This is a genomic window from Variovorax sp. SRS16 (genome assembly GCF_901827165.1).
GTDB lineage: Bacteria > Pseudomonadota > Gammaproteobacteria > Burkholderiales > Burkholderiaceae_C > Variovorax.
Window position 1 is genome coordinate 4,837,501 of record NZ_LR594666.1, and the last position, 15,612, is coordinate 4,853,112.

General features: G+C 67.6%; 11 protein-coding genes and 1 rRNA gene (1 of these 12 only partly in view). 9 read left to right on the forward strand and 3 right to left on the reverse strand.

The window, feature by feature from the left end; genetic code table 11:
- Nucleotides 1–141, reverse strand: a 16S ribosomal RNA gene (locus E5P2_RS23380) (it extends 1,396 nt beyond the left edge of the window).
- Between the two features lie 611 nt (nt 142–752).
- Between E5P2_RS23380 and E5P2_RS23385 the strand changes: the two genes are divergently transcribed.
- Both E5P2_RS23385 and E5P2_RS23390 read left to right on the forward strand, forming a co-directional pair.
- The gene (locus E5P2_RS23385) at nt 753–2,648 is read left to right on the forward strand and encodes an ATP-binding cassette domain-containing protein (RefSeq protein WP_162569523.1); all 1,896 of its coding nucleotides are present in this window, start codon (nt 753–755) and stop codon (nt 2,646–2,648) included.
- 74 nt (nt 2,649–2,722) lie between these two features.
- On the forward strand, nt 2,723–4,468 hold the full coding sequence (locus tag E5P2_RS23390; RefSeq protein ID WP_162569524.1) for a phospholipase D family protein: 1,746 nt from the start codon (nt 2,723–2,725) through the stop codon (nt 4,466–4,468).
- Between the two features lie 6 nt (nt 4,469–4,474).
- On the opposite strand, the gene E5P2_RS23395 is transcribed toward E5P2_RS23390, so the two are convergent.
- Nucleotides 4,475–5,902, reverse strand: a complete 1,428-nt coding sequence (locus E5P2_RS23395; RefSeq protein WP_162569525.1) for an aminotransferase-like domain-containing protein — start codon at nt 5,900–5,902, stop codon at nt 4,475–4,477.
- Nucleotides 5,903–6,064: 162 nt separating this feature from the next.
- On the opposite strand from E5P2_RS23395, the gene E5P2_RS23400 reads away from it, so the two are divergent.
- From E5P2_RS23400 to E5P2_RS23430, 7 genes are all read left to right on the forward strand, one after another.
- The gene (locus E5P2_RS23400; RefSeq protein ID WP_162569526.1) at nt 6,065–6,991 is read left to right on the forward strand and encodes a DMT family transporter; all 927 of its coding nucleotides are present in this window, start codon (nt 6,065–6,067) and stop codon (nt 6,989–6,991) included.
- 44 nt (nt 6,992–7,035) lie between these two features.
- Nucleotides 7,036–8,265, forward strand: coding sequence for an aminotransferase-like domain-containing protein (locus E5P2_RS23405; protein WP_162569527.1), 1,230 nt, complete (start codon nt 7,036–7,038; stop codon nt 8,263–8,265).
- A 107-nt stretch (nt 8,266–8,372) separates the two neighbouring features.
- Nucleotides 8,373–9,014, forward strand: a complete 642-nt coding sequence (locus E5P2_RS23410; protein ID WP_162569528.1) for a glutathione S-transferase — start codon at nt 8,373–8,375, stop codon at nt 9,012–9,014.
- 5 nt (nt 9,015–9,019) lie between these two features.
- Nucleotides 9,020–9,925 carry a PhzF family phenazine biosynthesis protein gene (locus E5P2_RS23415; RefSeq protein WP_174262691.1) on the forward strand — a complete coding sequence of 302 codons (906 nt, stop codon included), beginning with the start codon at nt 9,020–9,022 and terminating at the stop codon, nt 9,923–9,925.
- An 11-nt stretch (nt 9,926–9,936) separates the two neighbouring features.
- The gene (locus tag E5P2_RS23420; RefSeq protein ID WP_162569530.1) at nt 9,937–10,623 is read left to right on the forward strand and encodes a VOC family protein; all 687 of its coding nucleotides are present in this window, start codon (nt 9,937–9,939) and stop codon (nt 10,621–10,623) included.
- Nucleotides 10,624–10,625: 2 nt separating this feature from the next.
- Nucleotides 10,626–11,258 (forward strand): LysE family translocator, encoded by a 633-nt coding sequence (locus tag E5P2_RS23425; protein ID WP_162569531.1) that lies wholly within the window; start codon nt 10,626–10,628, stop codon nt 11,256–11,258.
- A gap of 3 nt (nt 11,259–11,261) precedes the next feature.
- Nucleotides 11,262–12,227, forward strand: a complete 966-nt coding sequence (locus tag E5P2_RS23430; RefSeq protein ID WP_162569532.1) for a threonine dehydratase — start codon at nt 11,262–11,264, stop codon at nt 12,225–12,227.
- 30 nt (nt 12,228–12,257) lie between these two features.
- Here the strand turns inward: E5P2_RS23430 and E5P2_RS38180 are convergent, their stop codons facing one another.
- Nucleotides 12,258–15,473: an autotransporter outer membrane beta-barrel domain-containing protein gene (locus E5P2_RS38180; protein WP_162569533.1), complete on the reverse strand. Its 3,216-nt coding sequence runs from the start codon at nt 15,471–15,473 to the stop codon at nt 12,258–12,260.
- Between the last annotated feature and the right edge of the window lie 139 nt (nt 15,474–15,612).

The following is a 15,612-nucleotide window of genomic DNA, read 5'->3' on the forward strand; positions in this document are numbered from 1 at the left end:
CCCCACGATTGGGCACGTTCCGATGTATTACTCACCCGTTCGCCACTCGCCACCAGGATTGCTCCCGTGCTGCCGTTCGACTTGCATGTGTAAGGCATGCCGCCAGCGTTCAATCTGAGCCAGGATCAAACTCTATAGTTCGATCTTGATTTTTGCGCCCGATTTCTCGAGCAAACTCATAAAAACGGAATTGAAGTGAACTTCACTTCTATTCTCATGAGCGTTTAAAGTCTAAAAGACTTCGTTCCGAAGAACTTGGCCATTCGCCTCAAACGCCCACGCTTATCGGCTGTATATTTTTAACGATCCCAAGCACCAGACTCATCGTCTCGCACTTCCCTTCGCTGCGATCAGCGAAGCCCTCGATTATGACACGTTTTTCTAAACACGTGCAAACTTTTTATTCTCTTCAGCCCCCAAGACCCCTCTCTCAAGAAGCCCCTCCCCACCAACCACCTCATCAACTTCTCAATCAATGAACTCAGTCAGCCGAGCCTTCGATTATGACATGGATTTGGACCACGTCTGAAATTCGATGAGCCATCGACCCGGGCATCCATTGCAACTTCGTCAGAAGCACAAGGGAGTGCTGCGATCAGCGGAGCCTTCGATTATGGCCCATTTTTGACGACCGCCGGCAGCCGGTCGATCTTTTCAACCCTCCCGCCGCTCTGGCCTTCCAGGACTCGAGGCCGGCAAACTTGCGGCGTCTCTCCGGACCGCAGCACGCTCGCTCCGATAATCCGCGCCACATGGCACTCATCACACTCCTCGACGCGCAACTCGCGTACGGCCACGTCCCGCTGCTCGACCATGCGGACTTCTCCCTGATCGAATCTGAACGCATCGGCCTGATCGGCCGCAATGGCGCCGGCAAGTCTTCGTTCCTCAAGATCCTCGCCGGTCTCGAAAAGCCCGATGACGGAACTTTGCAGGTGCAGCAGAACCTGCGGATCACCTATGTGGCGCAGGAGCCCACTCTGGACCTGGACGCCGACGTATTCACGGCAGCAAGTGCCGGATTGGCCACGGCGATCGCCGTTCGCGAGCAGTATCTGTCAGGGGCCGCAGGATTGGACCTGGATGCTCTGCAGTCGCAGATTGAGGCATTCGATGCGTGGAACTGGGAGCAGCGCGTCGATGAAACGTTGCACCGTCTGCACCTGGTCGGCAGCGCCAGGATCGGAGACCTTTCCGGTGGAACACGCAAACGCGTCGCGCTGGCTCAGGCACTGGTCGCAGCGCCCGACGTACTTCTGCTCGACGAACCGACCAATCATCTCGATCTCGACTCGATCGAATGGCTGGAGCAGCTTCTCATCGACTTCAAGGGAAGCGTCGTCACCATCACCCACGACCGGAGCTTCCTGAACCGGGTGGCCACCCGCATCGTCGAGCTGGATCGCGGCAAGCTCGGCTCCTATCCCGGAAATTTCGAGCAGTACCTCGTTCAAAAGGAAGAGCAGCTCGCCCAGGAAGCGGTCATCAATGCGAAGGCAGACAAGCTGCTCGCCCAGGAAGAGATATGGATCCGCAAGGGCGTGGAGGCCCGGCGCACGCGCAGCCAGAGCCGCATCAGCCGCCTCGAGGCGCTGCGCGCGAACCGCGTGTCGCGGCGCGACGTCCTTGGAAGCGTCAACATGGACGTCGCATCCGGACAATCCAGCGGCAAGATCGTCGCCGAGCTCACGGATGCCTCCAAGTCCTTCGGCGAGAAAGCCGTCATCCGGCGCTTCACCGGCACGATCCTGCGCGGCGACAAGGTCGGCCTGATCGGCCCCAACGGCGCGGGCAAGACCACGCTGCTGAAGCTGATCCTCGGCGAACTCGAGCCCGACAGCGGCAAGATCCGCCGCGGCGCCAACCTGCAGGTCGCCTACTTCGACCAGATGCGCAACGCGCTCGATCTCGACGCCACGCTGGAAGATTTCATCAGCCCCGGCAGCGAGTGGATCGAGATCGGCAGCCAGCGCAAGCACGTCAAGAGCTACCTCGCGGACTTCCTGTTCTCGCCGGCACGCGCCAACTCGCCGGTGCGCTCGCTCAGCGGCGGCGAGCGCAATCGCCTGCTGCTCGCACGCCTCTTCGCTCGCCCCGCCAACGTGCTGGTGCTCGACGAGCCGACCAACGACCTCGACATCGACACGCTGGAATTGCTCGAAGATCTCTTGCAGAACTATGACGGCACGGTGTTCCTGGTGAGCCACGACCGCACCTTCCTCGACAACGTCGTGACGAGCACGATCGCCTTCGAAGGTGACGGCCATTGGCGCGAATACGAAGGTGGCGTGCAGGACTGGCTGATCCAGTCGAAGCGCACGCGCGAGGTCGTCGCGCAGCGCGCGGCCGCTGCGCCGCCCGCAACGGCGGCGCAGCCACCCGCAGCCGAAACGCCCCAGCGCGCCGCGCCGCGCAAAAAACTCAGCTACAAGGAACAGCGCGAACTCGAAACCTTGCCGACACGCATCGCCGCACTGGAAGAAGAGCAGAAGCGCATCGCCGAGATCCTGGAGCTCGACGGCGGCGCAATCTACGCCAACGACGCATCGCGCGCGGCCGAACTCGGCGAACGCCATGCGCGGATCGACGACGAGCTGCTCGCCGCGCTCGAACGCTGGGAAGAACTCGGCTCGGCGCGCCAGGGTTAACGGCGCCCTTGTCCGACGCACCGTGCGCGCCCGGTGCGCTATACACGCGGCTGTCCAGGCTCACCGACCACCGCATGCCCTTCTTTCCTGCTCTTGGGTCATCCACTGCCGCGCTGCGTCGCTGGTGCCTCGCGCTGTGCATCGCTCTTCTCACGCCTGCGTGCGCGGAGCTGCCCAAGAACGTCGAGCGGCCAGTGTCCCATGCACTCGCCGCGCCGTCCGGCACGCCGCTCGCCTTGCTGGTGCAGCAGCGCCACGACGCCGCGGCGGCGCATTTCGATTCGGGCTTCCTTCTGCTCGCCGGTCCGCAAGCCGCCTATGGCAGCCGGCTCGCGCTGGTGGAAGGCGCCCGAAGAACGCTCGACCTCCAGTACTACTCGATCCATGCAGATGCCAGCACCGGGCGGCTTCTGGCCGCGGTGCGCGATGCGGCCGCGCGCGGCGTGCGTGTGCGAATCCTGCTCGATGACTTCCACAGCACCGGCCGCGACGCCTTGGTGATGCGCCTGGCCTTCGTGCCCAACATCGAGATGCGGATGTTCAACCCGCTCGCCGGCGCCCGCTCCTCGACGCTCGGCCGCCTCTTCAATTCGCTGGACGACGCATCGCGCATCCAGCAGCGCATGCACAACAAGCTCTTTCTTGCCGACAACGTGATGGGCGTGACCGGCGGACGCAATCTCGGCGACGCCTATTTCGGCAATGCCGACTCGGGCAACTTCGTCGATCTCGATGTGCTGTCGGCCGGCCCGATCGTGCAGGATCTTTCGCGCAGCTTCGACGCCTACTGGAACAACGAGCGTGCCTACCCGGTTCAATCGCTCGTCACGCGCGAGGAGCTCGACAAGATCCGGGACAGCACGAAGGCGGCCGACGGCGCCACCCGTCAGGATCCGAGCGCCACGACGGCACAGCCACCAGACGCAGGCGGTGCCGGCCCCACACCCGAACAGCGCGCCTATGCCTGGGATGAGAAGCCGATGGACCTGAACACCGCGGACTTCGTCTGGGCGCCCGCCGTCGTGATGGCAGACAAGCCGGCCAAGATCCCGCCGGACCCGGCGAGCGCTGACGCCGGCGATGGCAAGGCGCCCGGCCTGACGGTGAGCCAGCAGGTCGACAAGCAGGCCGGCGCGCGAACCAGCCATTCGCTCGAAGCCGCGGCCGATACGGCCGCCGACGGCGAAACCGTGGTCGACGGCCTGCTGCAACTGATCGGCCAGGCGCGCCAGGATCTGCTGATCATCTCGCCCTACTTTGTTCCCGGGCCGGAAATCATGCAGGCCTTCACGGCGGCGCACGAGCGCGGCGTGCGCATCCGCGTGCTGACGAATTCGCTGGCCTCCAACGACGCGCCTGTCGCGCATGTCGGCTATGCGCGCCATCGCGAAGCGCTGCTGGCGGCCGGCGTGGACCTGTACGAATTGCGCAGCGAGCAGACCGGCCTGCGCAGCGCCTTCGGCTCTTCGGGCTCGGACTTAAGCGGCAAGTCGCGCGCGATGCTGCACTCGAAGGCGCTGGTGATGGACGGCCGGCTGCTGGTGGTGGGCTCGATGAACCTCGATCTGCGGTCGCAACTCCAGAACACCGAGGTCGCGCTGCTGATTCGCAGCAACCAGCTCTCCGGGACGGCATCCCATCAGATCGAGAACGTGCTGCGAGAAGGCGCGTGGCACGTCGAGCGCGTCGACGGCCGGCTGATCTGGCGTGCGCCGCAACACAGCGGCGTTCAGGACGCGACCACCGAACCCGACGCCAGCGCCGGCCTGCGCCTGCTGTTGAAACTGTTCGGACCGCTGGCGCCGGACTCGATGCTCTAGCGTCGCTCAGACCTGCGCCCTGATCCGCGCGAACACTTTCCAGAACGTCGCGTCCTGTGCCGTAGCGAAATTGATCCGCATCAGCGTGCTCGGTGGTCGCCGTGCGTGGAACAGGGAACCTGGCGCGAGCAGGTAGCCCTCGTCGAGCATGCGCTGCGTCAGCGCGTCGGTGTCGACGCCGGTGTCGACCCAACCGAACAGGCCGGCCGGCTCGGAAGCCAGCGTGCAACCGGCCGCCAGCGCCAGCTTGACGGTGCGGCCGCGCGCACCGTCAAGCCGCAGGCGCACGCGCTCGGCATGCCGGCGCAGCTGCCCCTGGTCGATACACCACGCCAGCGCACGCTCGAACAGCGCGGGCGTGGTCAGGGTCGCGAGCAGCTTGGTCTCGAGCATGCGGCCGATCAATGCCGGTGAAGCCGCGAGAAAGCCGATGCGCCAGTTGGGCGCGAGGATCTTCGCGAAGCCGCTGACGTAGATCGTGCGCTGCAGCCCGTCGAGCACGCAGAGCCGGGTCGCGTACTCCGGTGCGAGATGGCTGTAGGTGTCGTCCTCGACGATATGGAAGTCATGCTTGCTCGCCAGCTGCAGCACGCGGTGCGCACTGCCGGGCGTGAGGCTGTAGCCGGTCGGGTTGTGCAGCACGCTCACGCTCACGAAGAGCTTGGGCCGGTGGCCTTCGCCCGCATTGCAGTAGCGCTCCATCACCTCCAGATCGGGGCCATCGGCGCGGCGCGGCACGGGCAGGATGCGCATGCCCAGCGCTTCGAGCCGGGCGAACTCCAGCGCCCAGCCCGGCTCCTCGACCATCACCGCGTCGCCGGCGCGCAGCAGGGTGCGGCTCACGATATCGAGCGCATGCGTCGCACCGATGGTGGTCACGATCTGCTCCGGACCCACCGGCAGGCTGATGCTCGCGAGCTTGGCAGACAGGCTGCGCCGCAGGCTGCCGTCACCGCTGGGCTCGCCGTACTGCAGCGAGAACTCCTGCAGCGCCTTGGTGCCAGTGACACGGCGCACGGCGGCAGGCATGAAGGTCGATTCGAGCCAATCGGGTGGGAATACGCCCATGCCCGGTTGCGGCTTGTCGCTGGGACGATGGAACATGCCGCGGATCAGCGTACTCGCATCGGCGGCAACGAGCGGCGTCGCTTGCGGCTGCGCGGAAGCATTCACCGCCGGTTGAATCGTCCCCGGTGGCACGGCGACCGAATCGCGCACGAAGAAGCCGCGCTGCCGACGGGCTTCGACCAGCCCCTGCGCCAGCAACTGGTCGTAGGCTGCGACCACGGTGTGCGGGCTCACGCCCTGCTGCCGGGCACATTCGCGCACCGAGGGAAGCCGCGTGCCGGGTGCCATGAGGCGGGTGCGGATGCGCTCCGCGAAGCGGTCCGCCAATTGGGCCGTCAGCGACTGGGTCGAAGTCCGTGTCAGCATGTGCGTCTCGGGAGCTGTGTCGATGATCGGACCGCTACAGGCACAGAGCTTGTCCGTCAATCTGTATTGATACTGTAATGGTCCTCAGTTTAAAGTGTGTCCCATGAACTGGCAACAATTCACTGCGCTGCTGGCTCTCTCGGCCGGGTGGATGGCCAGCGCATGAAGCTCAAGGATGAAACCCTGGGCATGTGGCTCGGCGTGCTCGGCGTGGCCTTCTTCGCGGTCACGCTGCCGATGACGCGCCTGGCCACCGGTACGCAGGCCGCGCCGCAGCTGTCGCCCTGGTTCGTCACCCTCGGGCGAGCGGCGCTGGCGGGCGTGCTGTCGATGATCTTCCTCCTCGCGACGCGTGCGCCGATGCCCAAGCGCCACCAATGGAAGCCGCTCGGCATGGCGGTGCTCGGCAACGCGATCGGCTATCCGCTGCTGATCGGCTATGCGCTGCGCATGGTCAATGCCAGCCATGCGGCGGTGATCACCGCGCTGCTGCCGCTGGTCACCGCGGCCTGCGCGGCCTGGGTGCTGCACCAGCGCGCGCGGCTGGGCTTCTGGCTCTGTGCCATGGCGGGCAGCGTGCTCGTGATCGCGTTCTCGCTGCTGCGCGCCGACAGCCACGGCGGCGGCTTCGGCTTCGCCTGGGCCGACGCGCTGCTGGTGGCCGCGGTGTTCGCGGCATCGCTCGGCTACATCTACGGTGCGCAGATCACGCCGGCGCTGGGCGCCGAGCGCGTGATCTGCTGGATCTGCGTGATGGCACTGCCCGTCACCCTGCCGGGCGCGCTGCTGCTGTGGCCGACGCAGCCGGTGGCCCCATCCGCCTGGATCGGGCTCGTCTACGTCGGCGTATTCTCGATGTGGATCGCCTTCTTCGCCTGGTTTCGCGGCCTCGCGATGGGCGGCGCGCTGCGCGTGAGCCAGACCCAGCTGTTGCAGCCCTTCCTGACCATCCTCGCTGCGGTACCGTTGCTGGGCGAGCAGCTCGACATCGTGACACTGGGCTTCGCCGGTGCCGTGGTGGCCACGGTGATCGCCGGCAAGAAACTCTCGCAGCCCCGCGCACCGGCCCGCCTCGCCGGCGCGTCCTGACGGACATTCATTCAGACAACGACTCGCGCAACCAAGGAACAGACATGCAGTGGAAACTCGCCGCCCGCGCCGACAAAATGAACCCCTCGGTGATCCGGGAAATCCTCAAGGTCACCGAGCGGCCCGGCATCATCAGCCTCGCCGGCGGCCTGCCCTCGCCCAAGACCTTCCCGATCAGCGCCTTCGCCGAGGCCTGTGCCGAAGTGCTGCGCCACAACGGCGAGGCCGCGCTGCAATACGCCGCCAGCGAAGGCTATGGCCCGCTGCGCGAAGCGGTGGCCGGGATGCTGCCATGGCCGGTGGACCCAGCCCAGGTGCTGATCACCACCGGCTCGCAGCAAGGCCTGGACCTGATCGCCAAGGTGCTGCTCGATCCGGGCAGCCGCGTACTGGTCGAGACGCCGACCTACCTCGGCGCACTGCAGGCCTTCGCGCCGATGGAACCCGAGCCGGTGAGCGTCGCCAGCGACGACGAGGGCGTGATCGTCGACGACCTGGTGGCCAAGGCGCGCGGCGCCTCGAGCGACGCCGCGCGCTTCGTCTACCTGTTGCCCAATTTCCAGAATCCGACCGGCCGCACGATGAGCGAGGCACGCCGCGCGGCAGTGTCGGCTGCGGCCGCCAAGGCCGGCTTGCCGATCGTGGAGGACAACCCCTACGGCGACCTCTGGTTCGACGAAGCGCCGCCGCTGCCGCTCACCGCGCGCAATCCCGAGGGCTGCATCTATCTCGGCTCGTTCTCGAAGGTGCTCGCGCCGGGGCTGCGGCTCGGCTTCATGGTCGCGCCCAAGGCCATCTTCCCCAAGCTGCTGCAGGCCAAGCAGGCGGCCGATCTGCACAGCCCGATCTTCAACCAGCGCATGGTGTCGGAGGTCATGAAGGACGGCTTTCTGGATCGCCACGTGCCCACCATCCGCGCGCTCTACAAAGGGCAGCGCGACGCGATGCTGGCCGCGCTCACGCGCGAGATAAAGGAACTCGACGTCGCGTTCAACAAGCCGGCCGGCGGCATGTTCCTGTGGGTGCGGTTGCCCGAAGGCATGGACGCGGTCGCGCTGCTGCCCAGGGCGGTGGAACGCGGCGTCGCCTTCGTGCCGGGCGTGCCCTTCTATGCGGGAGCGGGCGATCCGCGCACGCTGCGCCTGTCCTTCGTGACGGCGAGCGTGAGCGAGATCGACACCGCGATCGCGGCGCTGGCCGAGGCCGTGCGCGAACAGTTGGCGCACAACGCAGCCGCCGAGGTACATCGCCAGCTCGCGGCCAGTCCGACTTGAGGCGCGCCGTCGATCACCGCGATGCACATCGCCGTGATCGACGGCGCTACGCTGTCGCTCTTCCCGCTCGCCTTGCGCCTCGAACCATCCGCCAAAGGAATCTGACCATGCTCAACATCTGGGGGCGCATCAGCTCCATCAACGTGCGCAAGGTGGTGTGGTGCGCGCAGGAACTCGGACTCGACTTCCAGCGCACCGAGGCCGGCGGCCGGTTCGGCGTGGTGCAGACGCCCGAATACCAGCGCCTCAATCCGAACGCGCTGGTGCCCGCCATTGACGACGGCGAAGGCGAGGGCCGCGTCACGCTCTGGGAATCGAACGTGATCGTGCGCTACCTCTGTGCGAAATATACGGCCGGCCGGCTCTATCCGGAGCCGCTCGCGACGCGCTTCGATGCCGAGCGATGGATGGACTGGCAGCAGACCACGCTGAACCGGGCCAGCGGCACCGCCTTCCGGCAATGGGTGCGCACGCCACCGGCGCAGCGCGACGCCGAAGCGATCGCGCAGTCCGTGAACGCCACCGAGCCCTTGTTCGCGCTGCTCGACGCGCACCTGGCCACACGCGCCTTCATGCTCGGCGACGACTTCACGATGGCCGACATCCCGCTCGGCTGCGAGGCCCATCGCTGGTTCGGGCTGCCGGCCACCGAATACACGCGGCCCTCGTGGCCGCACGTCGAACGCTGGTTCGCCGACCTGCGCAGCCGCGCCGGCGCACGCGGCGTGCTCGACCTCATCCTGGAATGAAAGCCATGACGACCCGTCCCTTCAAGCAGGTCGACGTATTTACATCGTCGCCCTATTTCGGCAACCCGCTCGCGGTGGTGCTCGACGGCAGCGGCCTCGACGACGCCGCGATGCAGCGCTTCGCCGAGTGGACGCATCTGTCCGAAACCACCTTCCTGCTGCCACCCACCCATGCCGAAGCCGACTACCGCGTGCGCATCTTCACGCCAGGCGGCGAGCTGCCCTTCGCCGGCCATCCGACGCTCGGCACTTGCCATGCCTGGTTGCAGGCCGGCGGCAAGCCCAGGGTCGCAGATCGCATCGTCCAGCAATGCGCAGCGGGCCTGGTGGCGATCCGGCGCGAAGGCGAACGGCTGACCTTCGCCGCGCCGCCGATGCGCCGTAGCGCGCCGAGCCCGACGGTGCTGGCCAAGGTGGCCGCCGCGCTCGGCCTGAAGGCGCAGCAGATCATCGCGGCACAGATGCTCGACAACGGACCGGTGTGGCTGGGCCTTCTGCTGCGCGACGCGGACACGGTGCTCGCTCTCAAGCCCGACCATCGCACGCTGCGCGAGCTGGGCCAGAAAGTGGGCGTGGCCGGCATCCCCGCGGTGGAGGACGCGCAGCCGCTGATCGCGCGCTCGAACCGCGAGGCGCGCGCCTTCGCCCGGACGAACGAAGCGCCGGCCGGCCTCGAAGTGCGCGCCTTCGCGGCGCCGATCGGCATCGAGGAAGACCCGGTGACGGGCAGCTTCAACGCCAGCCTCGCGCAATGGCTGATCGCCGAGGGCCAGCTGCCGGAGCGCTACATCGCGGCACAAGGCCAGAGCCTGGGCCGTGCGGGCCGCGTGCACGTGATGCGCGACGCCGACGGCCAGGTCTGGGTCGGCGGCGATTCGATCACCTGCATCGATGGCGGCGTGACGCTTTAGAGGGAGGCGCAATGACCGCGCGCATCGACCACCTCGTGATCGCCGCCCGCGAACTCGAAGAAGGCGCGCGCTGGTTCGAAGCCACCTTCGGCATCGCGCCGGGGCCAGGCGGCGCGCATCCGCTGATGGGCACGCACAACCGGCTGGCGAAGATCGCGACGGCGCAGTTTCCGGGCGCCTATCTCGAGATCATCGCGATCGATCCCAGGGCCGCGCCCCAACGGGCTGCGGGCACGCATCGCTGGTTCGACCTCGACGATGCGACGCTGCAGGCCAGGCTGGCCCGCGGCGGACCGCGCCTGGTGCATTTCGTCGTGTCCGTGTCCGACGCCGCGGCCGCGGTGCATGCGCTGGCCCATGAACGCATCGATCGCGGCCGCCTGCTGGAAGCTTCGCGCGACACGCCGGCCGGCCGGCTGTCGTGGCAGATCACCGTGCGCGACGACGGGCAGCGGCTCTTCTACGGCGCGCTGCCGACCTTGATCCAGTGGGGTCCGGTGCACCCGACCGACAGCATGGCGGACTCGGGCGTGAGCCTGCGTTCGCTGACCCTGGCCCATCCGCGCGCGGACGACCTGCATGTCGCGATGCGCGCCATCGGCCTGGCCGGCATTCCCCTGACGGCCGGCCCGCCCAACCTGCGCGCGGCGTTCGACACGCCGCGCGGCATCGTCACCCTCGACTCGCAAGGATCCTGAACATGCTGACCGCCAACGAACTCGCGTGGTTCGCGCTCGCCGCACTCGTGCTGGTGCTCACGCCGGGCCCGAACATGATCTATTGCGTCTCGCGCACGCTGTGCCAGGGCCGCAGCGCGGGACTGATCTCGCTGGCCGGCGTGGTGCTGGGTTTCCTGGTCCATCTGATGGCCGCGGCGCTGGGGCTGACCGCGCTGCTGCTGGCCGTGCCGCTCGCGTTCGACACCATCCGCCTGACGGGCGCAGCCTACCTGCTGTGGCTCGCGTGGCAGGCCGTGAAGCCCGGCGGCACCGCGCCCTTCGAGGCCCGCCTGCTGCCGCACGACCGGCCCGCCAGGCTGTTCAGCATGGGCTTTCTCACCAACCTGCTGAATCCGAAGGTCGCGATGTTCTATCTCTCCTTCTTTCCGCAGTTCCTGCATCCCGATCGCGGCTCGGTGCTGCTGCAAAGCCTGGCGCTGGGCGCGGTGCAGATCGGCGTGAGCGGCGGCATCAACGCGCTGCTGGTGCTCGGCGCCGCGGGGCTGACGCGCTTTCTCTCGAAGAGCCAGGGCTGGTTGCGCGCGCAACGCTACCTGATGGGCAGCGTGCTGGCCGCGCTCGCGGTGCGGATCGCCGTCACGGATCGGAAGTAGCAGATGAGATTCACCCGCGAAGAGATCGAGGCGGCGCGCCGCACCGTCCATGCCACGATGCCGCCGACGCCGCAGTACGCGTGGCCGCTGCTGGCGGAGCGCCTCGGCTGCACGATATGGGTCAAGCACGAGAACCATACGCCGGTCGGCGCCTTCAAGCTGCGCGGCGGGCTGACCTATTTCGAAACCCTGGCGCGGGAGCATCCCGAAGTGCGCCACGTGATCAGCGCCACGCGCGGCAACCACGGCCAGTCGGTCGGCTTCGCCGCGCGGCGCCATGGCATCGCCGCGACCATCGTGGTGCCGCATGGCAATTCGGTCGAGAAGAACGCGGCGATGCGCGCGCTCGGCGTGACGCTGGTCGAGCACGGCGACGAGTTCCAGACTGCGAGCGAGCATGCGGCGCTGCTGGCCGAACGCGACGGCCTGCATCGCGTGCCGTCCTTTCATCGAGAGCTGGTGCGCGGCGTCGCGACGGCGTATGTGGAGTTCTTCGAGGCGCTGACCAGCGCACCGCCCGAGGTGCTGTTCGTGCCGATCGGACTGGGCTCCGGCTTCGCCGGTGCCGCGGCTGCACGCGCGCATTGCGGCGTGTCGACGCGGCTGGTCGGCGTGGTCTCGGCCCATGCGACCGCCTACCGCGATTCGTTCCGCGCGCGCCAACCGGTGGATGCACCGGTCGGCACGCGGCTGGCCGACGGCATGGCCTGCCGGACGCCCGTGCCCGAGGCACTCGAGGTGATCCTGCGCGAAGCCGATGACGTGGTCGCCGTGACCGACGACGAGGTCGCGCTGGCGATGCGCGCGCTCTTCATGGACACCCACAACGTGGCCGAGGGTGCAGGCGCCGCCGCGCTGGCCGCCGCGATGCAGGAGCAGACGCGCTGGCACGGCAGGACGGTCGGCGTCGCGCTGTCGGGCGGCAACGTCGACGCCTCGATGTTCGCCGGCGTGCTGGCTGAACGCTGAAGGCGCCGCGCGGCGCCTTCAGCGTTCCTGCTACCAGCGCACGCGCAGGCCGATCGCGCCCTGCACCGAGGACCTCACCTTGGTGTCGCCGCCGGCACTGAAGGCCTTGCCGATTTCGCCGTAGATGCTCACGACCTTCGTCAGTGACAGGGTGGCGCCGGCCGCGAGTTCGGTCGAGGTGTAGCTGCCCGTGTTCGCGATCGCCGTGACGAAGCCACCGTTGCTGAACTGCGTCGGATCGCCACCGCCCGTGCCGTGCACGAGGCCGATGCGGCCATAGGGCTGGAGTCGTCCGGCGGAGGTGGCGAAATCGCCCTTCACGCGCACGCCGATGCCGGCCGTCCAGTCGCCCGCATGGTCCTGGCGCACCAGGGCACCCGAGATCGACAGGTCGTCAAGGCGGGCCCGGCGATAGCTCAGTTGGGCTTCGGGTTCCACGGTCCAATTGCCGCTGAGCGCAAAGGCCTGCCCAACCTCGACCGAGGCGATCAGGCTGTTGCCCTTGCCCGAGGCAGCGAAACTGCCGAGCGGCCGGATGGTGTAGCGCTGCGAGCCATACTGCAGCACGCTGTCGACGTAGAGACCGGTCGCGTTGGCGTAGGTGGCATAGGCACCGACGTAGCGTGCGCGCAGGTCGGTGTTGCCGACGGCGCGCCACAGGCCGCTGGCCGAACCGCTGACATCGACGTTGCCGTCGAGGCTGCCCACGTAGAGGCCGGCACGCCAGTCCCCGAGCGCGGACACATAGAGATCGGTGCCCGCCTGGACGCCCGCGACGTTGCCCTGAGTGGACGGGCTGACCGTGCCGCCCTGGCGAATGTCGATGTCGGTGTAGACGGCACGTGCCCAGGCACGGCGCTCGGTGGTGAGCGTCCCTGCGGTGGGGGTGAGGCTGGCAACGGCCTGGGCACTGGCATCGTCATCGCCCAGGCGGCGATGCATGTTGCCGACCATCGCCAGATCGGCCTGGCGCATTTGTGCCGGCAGTGCGGACAGCATCGCGACTTCGGCGCGATAGGCGGTGACCGGCGCCGGCGCAGGCGTCGGGGCTGGTGCGGGTGCCGGCGGTGCCGGCGGTGCAGGCGGTGCAGGCGGTGCAGGCGGTGCAGGTGGCGCCGGGGGCGCGGGCGGTGCCGGAGGGGCCGGCGGTGGTGGTGGCGGAGGAGGTGGTGGAGGCGGCGGCGTCACACTCGAGCGCAGATACCAGTTCTCGCCGGCGCCACCGGCGTCGGCTGCGTACAGGCGGTACTCGAAGGCGCCCGCATCCACGTGGCCCGTACCGCCCAGCGCAAAGGCATCCTTGGTCGTCTGTGCGGTGGTGGTGGCGCCGCCCTGCGCCGTGATCACCTCGATGCCGTTGCCGGTGGTCAGGCCGCCGAGGCCGCCGAGTTGGGTGACCTGCAGCGTCGTGTGGCCGGTCGCCGAACCGCCGTTGATCACCAGGCGGTCGGACGTGCCGATTGCATCGAGCGTCGCGCCGAGCACCAGCGTGCCGTTGTTGCCCACGTAGTTGCCGTTCACCGTCAGCGTCGTGCCGGGCACGGAGCCCACCAGCGAAACCGTGCCGGCATTGGACAGCGACGCCACCGTCTGATTGAAGCCGGCCAGGTCGAGCGTGGCACCCGTGGCCACCGTGTGTGCCGAGGCGGCGCTGAAGCTACCGGCCGCGCCCGCACGCAGCGTGCCGGCATTCACGAAGGTGGCGCCCTGGTACGCATTGGCGGCGGTGAGCACGGTGGTGCCGGTGCCGTTCTGCGCCAGCGTGCCGGTGCCGGTGATCTGGTTGGCGAGCGTGAAGGTGTCCGAGCGATCGATGGCCAGCGCGGCATTGTCGACGATGGGGCCCAGGACGCTGCCCGAACTGTGGCCATCGCCCAGTTGCAGGGTGCCGGCACTGATGGTGGTGCCGCCGGTGTAGGTGTTGGTTCCGGTCAAGGTGAGCGTGCCGGTACCGACCTTCACCAGCGAGCCGCCGACATCGGTCACCGCGGTGTTGTAGAACCCGCCCAGCGAATCGAGGGTCGCCACCCCGGTGTCCGAAATCACGCCGCTGATCGTGTCGGCGTTGCCGAGGCCACCGACCGTCAGGATCTTGGAGCCCAGCACGACATCGCCCGCGCCGGACAGCGAGCCGATCGATGCGTTGGACACGATGTTGTTGATGTAAACGCGCCCCGTGGCGTTGTCGATCGTGGCGCCGCTGGTGTCGCTGGTGTCCGACAGGTACACGACGCCGTTGTTGTTGTGGATCGTCGATGCGCCGCCGCTGGCGGAGTCGTTGAACATCAGCCGGCCGCCGTTGCTCGTGATCTGCGCCGACCCGGCCGTGCTGGTGTTGGCGAAGCCGACGAAGGATCCGGTGCCGTTGATCTGCACCGTCGCGCTCCCGGCACTGGCGGCGTTCGAGAACTGGACGCCGCTGTTGGTGCCCAGTACGTTGCTGCTCGTCTGGACCGTGACGGCGAGAGCGCCGAGGCTGCCGCCGACCATGTCCAGCTCTGCATTGCCGAGCAGCGTGACCGCGCCCGTGCCGAGAGAACCGGTGGTCGGTGTCTGCACCGTGGTGCGGCCGGTCCCGCCGCCGATCAGGGTGCCGCCGCTGTAGCTGTTGGTCGCGTTATCGAGGATGAAGCGCGCGGTCAGGGCGTTGTTCGTGCCTGAGTTGGTCAGCGACAGCGCGTCCCCGATGGAGCCGGTGATCTGGCCGCTGAAGGTGTTGTTGACGTGATCGCCGGCATCGAGCGTGCCGCCGCCGGCGCCCAGATTGATCCCTTGCGTGAAGCTGGCGTTGTCCGCCTGCGTGATCAGCCTGGCGTTGTTCAGGAAACTCAGGCCGCCGGTGCCGAGATTGGCGGAGGACGAGGCGCCGAGCGCGCCTGCGCTGATCGTGGTGCCTCCTTGATAGCCGTTGTTGCCGCTCAGGATGATGGTGCCGGCGCCGGTCTTGAGGACTGCGCCCGTTCCGTTGATGTCGCCGGTCTGGGTCGCCGTGCCGGTGCCGGTACTGTGCAATTCAGCATCCACGGGCGCGGTGACGGTGATCGGGCTGGTCCCTTGGCCTGGAGGGGCAGGAGGATCGTCATAGTTGAAGACCTGCGCCGCACTGGTCGCCGCCAGCACGCTCAGGCCGGCGCCCACCAGCAAGGTGGCCATACCGGAACGCTTGCCCCGCGCTACTGTGATCTCCGAAACCGCGACCCATGCGTTCAACGCGTGGTTCCATACGCTGCGATATGTCTTGTTCATTGCTCCTGCGTCCTCTTGGTGGAATTTGCCTCGTTGCGAATGTGTTGCACTCGAACGACTACGAAAGTACCTATTCTTACATATTGAGAACTTTATGATTCAATTGTTTACACTTCCGTTGCGTCAATGCAAGGTCACG